Origin of the sequence: Catenulispora pinisilvae, from assembly GCF_015356865.1 — a bacterium.
In the GTDB taxonomy this organism is placed as follows: domain Bacteria; phylum Actinomycetota; class Actinomycetes; order Streptomycetales; family Catenulisporaceae; genus Catenulispora; species Catenulispora pinisilvae.
Genome location: NZ_JAAFZA010000394.1, coordinates 1 through 6,097 on the forward strand (window position 1 = coordinate 1; position 6,097 = coordinate 6,097).

6 protein-coding genes and 2 pseudogenes are annotated in these 6,097 nt (G+C 69.6%); 6 read left to right on the forward strand and 2 right to left on the reverse strand.

What is annotated here, in order from left to right:
• From IZR01_RS47545 to IZR01_RS47555, 3 genes and pseudogenes are all read left to right on the forward strand, one after another.
• A pseudogene (locus IZR01_RS47545) lies at positions 1–399 on the forward strand (hypothetical protein); the annotation flags it as partial.
• Positions 396–1,217, forward strand: coding sequence for a CHAD domain-containing protein (locus tag IZR01_RS47550; RefSeq protein WP_194927699.1), 822 nt, complete (start codon positions 396–398; stop codon positions 1,215–1,217). The pseudogene IZR01_RS47545 and the gene IZR01_RS47550, both read left to right, overlap by 4 nt.
• Before the next feature lie 218 nt (positions 1,218–1,435).
• Positions 1,436–1,855, forward strand: coding sequence for a ribonuclease domain-containing protein (locus IZR01_RS47555; protein ID WP_194899490.1), 420 nt, complete (start codon positions 1,436–1,438; stop codon positions 1,853–1,855).
• Positions 1,856–2,046: 191 nt separating this feature from the next.
• Here IZR01_RS47555 and IZR01_RS47560 read toward each other — a convergent pair whose 3' ends face one another.
• Positions 2,047–2,775 (reverse strand): TetR/AcrR family transcriptional regulator, encoded by a 729-nt coding sequence (locus tag IZR01_RS47560; protein WP_323746742.1) that lies wholly within the window; start codon positions 2,773–2,775, stop codon positions 2,047–2,049.
• 140 nt (positions 2,776–2,915) lie between these two features.
• Between IZR01_RS47560 and IZR01_RS47565 the strand changes: the two genes are divergently transcribed.
• From IZR01_RS47565 to IZR01_RS47575, 3 genes are read left to right on the forward strand one after another with little or no spacing between them, the layout of a single operon-like run.
• Positions 2,916–4,313 carry an MFS transporter gene (locus IZR01_RS47565; RefSeq protein ID WP_194927700.1) on the forward strand — a complete coding sequence of 466 codons (1,398 nt, stop codon included), beginning with the start codon at positions 2,916–2,918 and terminating at the stop codon, positions 4,311–4,313.
• Positions 4,310–4,666, forward strand: a complete 357-nt coding sequence (locus IZR01_RS47570; protein WP_194927701.1) for a nuclear transport factor 2 family protein — start codon at positions 4,310–4,312, stop codon at positions 4,664–4,666. Before IZR01_RS47565 ends, IZR01_RS47570 begins: the two co-directional genes overlap by 4 nt.
• A complete protein-coding gene (locus IZR01_RS47575; RefSeq protein WP_194927702.1) occupies positions 4,663–5,877 on the forward strand; it encodes an SGNH/GDSL hydrolase family protein in 1,215 nt (404 codons plus the stop codon). The genes IZR01_RS47570 and IZR01_RS47575 overlap by 4 nt, the downstream gene beginning before the upstream one ends.
• Before the next feature lie 121 nt (positions 5,878–5,998).
• Here the strand turns inward: IZR01_RS47575 and IZR01_RS54625 are convergent.
• A pseudogene (locus tag IZR01_RS54625) lies at positions 5,999–6,097 on the reverse strand (flavodoxin); the annotation flags it as partial.

The window sequence follows — 6,097 nt, forward strand, 5'->3', positions numbered from 1 at the left end:
GCCACCGCCCTGCTCGCCCAGACCCGCGTGAGCCTTCCGCCGGCCGCGCAAGCCGACGTCCGCAGCGGCCAGGTCCACGACAGCGTCCTGAACGTGCTGCTCGCCCTGGCCCAGGAACACGAGCTGACGGTCAGCGTGGTCCGCTCCGGCCACCCGATCGACGTCTTCGGCACCACCCGCCCCAGCGACCACCCGCGCGGCCGGGCGGTTGACGTATGGCGAATCGACGGCAACGCTGTCGTGAACCCCGCGACTCCGACCGCCCTCGTGGACAACCTCATGCGCCGGGCGGCCGCACTCGGCTCCTACAACGTCGGCGGACCCCGCCAGCTGTCGGGCCCGCAGTTCTTCAGCGACCGGACCCATCACGACCACGTGCACATGGGATTCACCACATGAGCCTTCTGACATCCCTGCAAGCCCACGCCACCGCGCTCGGCACGCTTGAACCAACCGTCCGCGACGACGCCCCGGACGCCGTGCACCAGATGCGGGTCGCGGCGCGGACGTTACGCGCGAACCTGCGCACGTTCGCCGACGTCCTGCCGGGCACCAAACGCCGCACCGCGCTGATCGGGGAACTGGGCTGGCTCGGGGACGCGCTCGGCCCGGCGCGCGAGGCCGAAGTGCTGTCGGCGCAGGTGCTGGCCCTGTTGGAGCGGACACCGCCGGAGTACGTCCTGGGTCCGGTGCGGCAACGGGTCCAGGCGGTCTTCGAGCTGGAACGGGAATCAGCACTCGGACTCGTCGGCGAGGCGCTGGACTCACCGCGCTATCGCAGACTCCTGAAAGACCTCGACGTCTACGTCGCGTCGGTGAAGCCGGACACCGACGCCGACCTGTCCCGCCTGCACCGCCGCGTCCGCACCCGGATGCGCGCCGCGCTCCCCATGCCGCACGGCACGGACCGCGACCTCGCGATGCACGAGGCGCGCAAGGCCGCCCGCAAGGCCCGCTACGCCGCCGAGGCGCTGGGCCGGCCGGCCAAGCCCATAAAAGCCCTGCAAGACGTGCTCGGCGACGAACACGACCGGGTGGTCGCCGCCTCCGCGCTCTCCGACCTGGCCGCCGGTGCGTACCAGGCCGGGGAGAACGCCTTCACCTATGGCGTGCTGCTCGGACTGGTGCGCTGCGACTCCCGGGACTTCGACCGGCGGGTCGACGCCGCGTGGCGGAAGGTGAAGCCGAGCCTGCGGGACGGGCGGCGCCGGGGTTAGGACCAGACCCCGAATATGCCCTTGCCGACTCCGCCCCGATGATCTGTATCTGACACAGGCCCGAGATCAAACAGCGGGCCACCTGTACGGAACGTATCCGAGTCCTGACAGATGAACCTTTGCGATTTCCGGCGATCTACAGGGATTGCCCTGTAGCGAAGGCCCGGATTCGGCGTCACAGTGTCGGTGACCACCTTCCCCCACGACCTGGAGGTTCCATGTCGTCCCAGCGCCGCCCGGGCATGTCCTGGACGAAACGCTTCGCCGTGGCCGTCGCCGCCACCGCGTCCGCCGTCACCGTGACCGTCATCGCCAGCCCCGCCGCGAACGCGACGGTGTACAACTCCTGCACCATCTCCGGGTGCTCGGACGCGGTCTCGGCGAACTCGATCTGGTCGTCGATGAACTACCCGAGCTCGCGCGGCTGGTACAACTGGCCCGACGGCGAGTGCAACTACGCCGGCGGCACCTACTACAACGACGACGGCCAGCTGCCCTCCGGCGACAGCTTCCAGGAGTTCGACGTCAACCCGCGTTCCTGCGGCGCCCACCGCGACGCGGTCCGGATCGTCGTGGACATGAACACCGGTGAGGTGTGGTACTCGCCGGACCACTACAGCGACTTCTACCAGCTGTAGGGATCGTTTCTCAGGCTCGCGCCGCCGCCATCGACAGAGGCGGTCGCGCGAGCCTGTTTGGCTTGGTTTGGCTTGACTTGGTTTTGTTTGGCCCGGTTCGGTTCGGTTTGGCTCGTTGGCTCGTTGGCTCGTTGGCTCGTTGGCTCGTTGGCTCGTTGGCTCGTTGGCTCGTTGGCTCGTTGGCTATTCGGCTATTCGGCTTCAGCCCTAGCGCCAAGCCCGAGCGAGGCGACAAGATCATCCATCTCGTCGCGATACACCGCCGCCGGATCATGCGCGAGCGCCCGGAGATGGCCGTAAATCTCCAGCGCCACCAAGCCGTGCATGCGCCCCCACACCCGCAGCGTCAGGGCGAGCGCCGTGGGCGGCAGGTCGGGGAAGTCCGCCTGAGCGTGGGCGACCAGGGCCGGGTCGAAATCAGTCCACTCATATCTGCGGCTGTCCGACTGGAGCGCGGCGGCCTTCGGCCAGGCTGCGGCGACGAGGTCGAGGAGCCCGGTACAGGCACGTAGCTCCGCTTCCTTGCCCGGCCCTTCCTCGGGGGCCTGATAGCCCGGCACGGGGTCGCCGTAGACGAGCCGGAAGCCTTCGGGGTTTTCCAGTGCCCACCCGCGCATCGCCAGCGCCCAAGCCATGATCCGCGCCCCGGGGTCGGCCTCGGAGACGGCGTCGCGGGCGGATTCCGCGGACGCCACCGCCGCCGTGTAGACATCGCCGATCAGGGTGGTGACCAGGTCGTCGCGGGTGGCGAAGTAGCTGTAGACCGCACCGGCCGTCATTCCCATCTCGCGGGCGATGGCCCGCAGCGCGATGGCGTCGGGACCGCCGGCGGCCATGAGCTTGAGCGCGGTCGCCTTGATCTCCGCGGTCGTCTGCTCGCGGAGGCGGGCGCGACGGTTCGGGGGCTGCTGCTCGCTCACGGTTGACACTCTACAGGGTTGGGGTACTGTACGGCGTGACTTATTTTGAACGCCGTGTAGTAATTCAACGGCAGTCGCATGCAGTCACATGGCAGTCGCTCAACAGTCGCTCAACAGTCGCTCAACGGAGTGTCGATTCGATGGAAAAACACCGACTGCGCCTCGGCCTGCTGGCCCTGACGCAGCTCATCGTGGCTCTCGACTACAACATCGTGTACGTGGCCCTACCCGACATCGGAAGGAAACTGGGCTTCTCCCCGTCGTCCGTGCAGTGGGTGGTGAGCGCCTACGCGGTCGGGCTCGGCGGGCTTCTGCTCTTCGGCGGACGGGCCGTGGACCGGCTCGGCGCCCGCCGGATGTTCATGGCCGGACTCGCGATCTACGGCGTCGCCTCGCTCGCGGGCGGCCTGGCGACCGGCTCCGACCTCCTGGTCGCCGCCCGCGCCGGCCAAGGCGCCGGCGGGGCGTTGCTGACGCCGGCCACCCTCACGCTCATCTATCGCGGATTCGCCGAGGGCCCGGAGCGCAACCGGGCGCTGGGTGTCTGGGGCATGGCCGGCAGCGCGGGCCTGGCCGCCGGTTCCCTGCTGGGCGGGGTACTGACCAACTACCTCGGCTGGGAATGGGTGTTCTTCGTCAACGTCCCTCTGGCCCTCGGCTGTGTGATCGCCGCCCCGATCCTGCTGCCCGCTGATCCCGCCCCCAATTCCGGCGGCTTCGACGTACCGGGCGCGCTGCTGGCCACCGCCGGCTCGGCGCTGTTGGTGTTCGGCCTGGCCAGCGGCACGGACGCCGGTTGGGGAACGCTGCGCGGCGGCGGGGCGCTGACGGCCGGGGTGGTCCTGCTCGTGACACTACTGGTGGTGGAGGCCCGCACCCGCGAACCGCTGATCCCGCTGCGATTGGCCCGCAGCCGCGGCCTGGCCACCACGATGATCGTGATCGCGATCTTCCAGGGCACGCTCGGCGGCGGCTACTACATCCTCACCTCCTATCTGCAACCCGTCCTCGGCTACAGCTCGCTGAAGGCAGGCCTGACCTTCCTGCCGCTCACGACGGCCTGCATGATCGCGGCCCTGAAGCTCACCCCGGCGCTGCTCGGCCGATGGGGGATCCGCACCACGCTCGTCGTCTCCACGATCGGGACCGGCGTCGGGATCGCCGTCCTGGTCGCGGGCACCACGCCGACCGGCGGCTTCTGGACACTGCTGCCCGGCAGCATCGTGTGGGGCGTGTTCGGCGGCATCGCCTTCGTCACCCTCTTCGCCTCGGCCGGCTCCGGCCTCGCCCCGCACGAGCAGGGTGTCGCGTCGGGACTGGCCAGCAGCACCAAGGAGATCGGCGGCGCGCTGGGCCTGGCCTTGTTCGTCGCCATCGCCACCGGCTCCTCCGACCGCCTCGCCGCCCTGCACGCCGCCGGGTGGACCGCGGCCGTCATCACCGTCGTCGGCGGCTTGATAGCCCTGGCCCTGAAACCGTCCCGTCCCGCAGCTCAACAGTCTGTAGACCCCGAAATCCTCGAAGGAGCAAACCTGTGAACCCCACCGATCTGATCCCCACCGACCTGATCAACAGCTACCTGGAGATCTGGAACGAGCGCGACGCCGACACTCGCAGGAAGCTGATGGAGTCCGTGCTCAGCGACGACTCGGTCTACAGCGACCCCGACTACGCCGGCTTGCAGGGCCACGCCGCACTCTCAGCGGCGATCGACAAGGCGCAACAGCAGTTCGGCGACCTGCGATTCACCCTGGGTGCCGTTCTCGGCATGCACCACGATCAGGCACTTTTCACCTGGGAACTGGGCACTGTAGCCACCGGCTACGACGTCGTGGAGTTCACGCCCGGCCCCGACACCCGCATCCGCCGCGTTGTGGGGTTCTTCGGATGAGTCGCGACGAGAACGGCTGGGCCGCCACCTGGACCGCATCCCCACAGATGCCGGGCGCGGGGTTCGAGCCCAACTGGTCCGAGGCCGGCTTCGCGGACCAGACGCTCCGCCAGACCGTCCGGCTGAGCATCGGCGGCGAAGCGCTGCGGATCCGGCTGTCCAACCGGTACGGGACGACGCTTTTGCGGGTCGCGGGTCTGAGCGTCGCATTGCCCGTGGGCGTGGGAGGCGCCGCGGTCAAGCCCGAGACGGTGCACGCGGTGACGGTCGGCGGCGATTCCGGCTTCGTCATCCCGGCCGGCGAGGACGTGAGCAGTGACGGCGTCGCGCTGGGCACCGAGGCGTTCGACGCGGTGACCGTCACGATGTACCTGGCCGAGCCTTCGGGCCCGGCGACGTGCCACGCGCAATCGCTCGCGACGACCTACCGGGGCTCGGGCGACCGACGCGCTGACGACGACGGCGCCGCGTTCACCGAGACTTCCGGGTCCTGGTACTTGCTTAGCGGCATCGACGTGGCCGCCGAGCGGGGCGACGGCGACCGGAGCAGCGACCGTAACCGGATCGGAGGCGACCGGAGCGGCGGCATCGTCGTCCTCGGCGACTCGCTCACCGACGGGACCGGCGGCACGCCCGACACCGACCAGCGGTTCACGAACCTGCTGGCGCGCCGGCTGGCGGCGTCCGGCCGGCCCCGCGCCGTGCTGAACCAGGGCATCGGCGGCAACCGGGTGACGATCGACTCGGCCGGGCTCGGCGAGCGCACCCCGGTCCGGCTCGGGCTCGACGTGCTGCCGCAGCCCGGGGCGGACACCGTCGTGATCCTCGCCGGGATCAACGACATCGGCATCAGCGAGCTGGCAGAGGACTCGCCGTTCCCGGTCCTCGATCCGTACACCGAGGTCTCGGCCGAAGAGGTCATCACCGGCCACCGAGACATGATCCGGCGCGCCCACGCCGCCGGACTACGGGCGGTCGGCGCGACCCTGCTGCCGATCCGCGGCTCGGCCTACTCAACCCCGCGCAGCGAGGCCGAGCGCGAAACGATCAACACCTGGATCCGCGAGTCGCAAGAATACGACGCCGTCATCGACCTCGCCCGGGCAATGGGCGACGCCCTGGATCCCGCCCACGACTCCGGCGACCACCTGCACCTCAGCGATGCGGGCTACCGGGCGATGGCAGCCGCCGTCGATCTCAACCTGCTGTGAACCGAACTGCTCCGAGCGCGACACGCTCTGAACGGAGCCTGCTCTGAACCGAGCCTGCACTGAACCGAGCCTGCACTGAACCAAGCTGACTCGATCTGACACCGCCCGGTCGCCGCCGCGACTACATGAGCCCGGCGGCGACCGTCGCCCCCAACTCCCAGCACCCCGCCAAATCAGCCTTCGAAGCCTCCCCGGTCACCGCCACCGGCCGGAACACCCG

Coding starts and splice junctions, on each gene's coding strand:
- IZR01_RS47550 (WP_194927699.1), top strand. CDS start 396: ATGAGCCTTCTGACATCCCTGCAAGCCCACGCCACCGCGCTCGGCACG.
- IZR01_RS47555 (WP_194899490.1), top strand. CDS start 1,436: ATGTCGTCCCAGCGCCGCCCGGGCATGTCCTGGACGAAACGCTTCGCC.
- IZR01_RS47565 (WP_194927700.1), top strand. CDS start 2,916: ATGGAAAAACACCGACTGCGCCTCGGCCTGCTGGCCCTGACGCAGCTC.
- IZR01_RS47575 (WP_194927702.1), top strand. CDS start 4,663: ATGAGTCGCGACGAGAACGGCTGGGCCGCCACCTGGACCGCATCCCCA.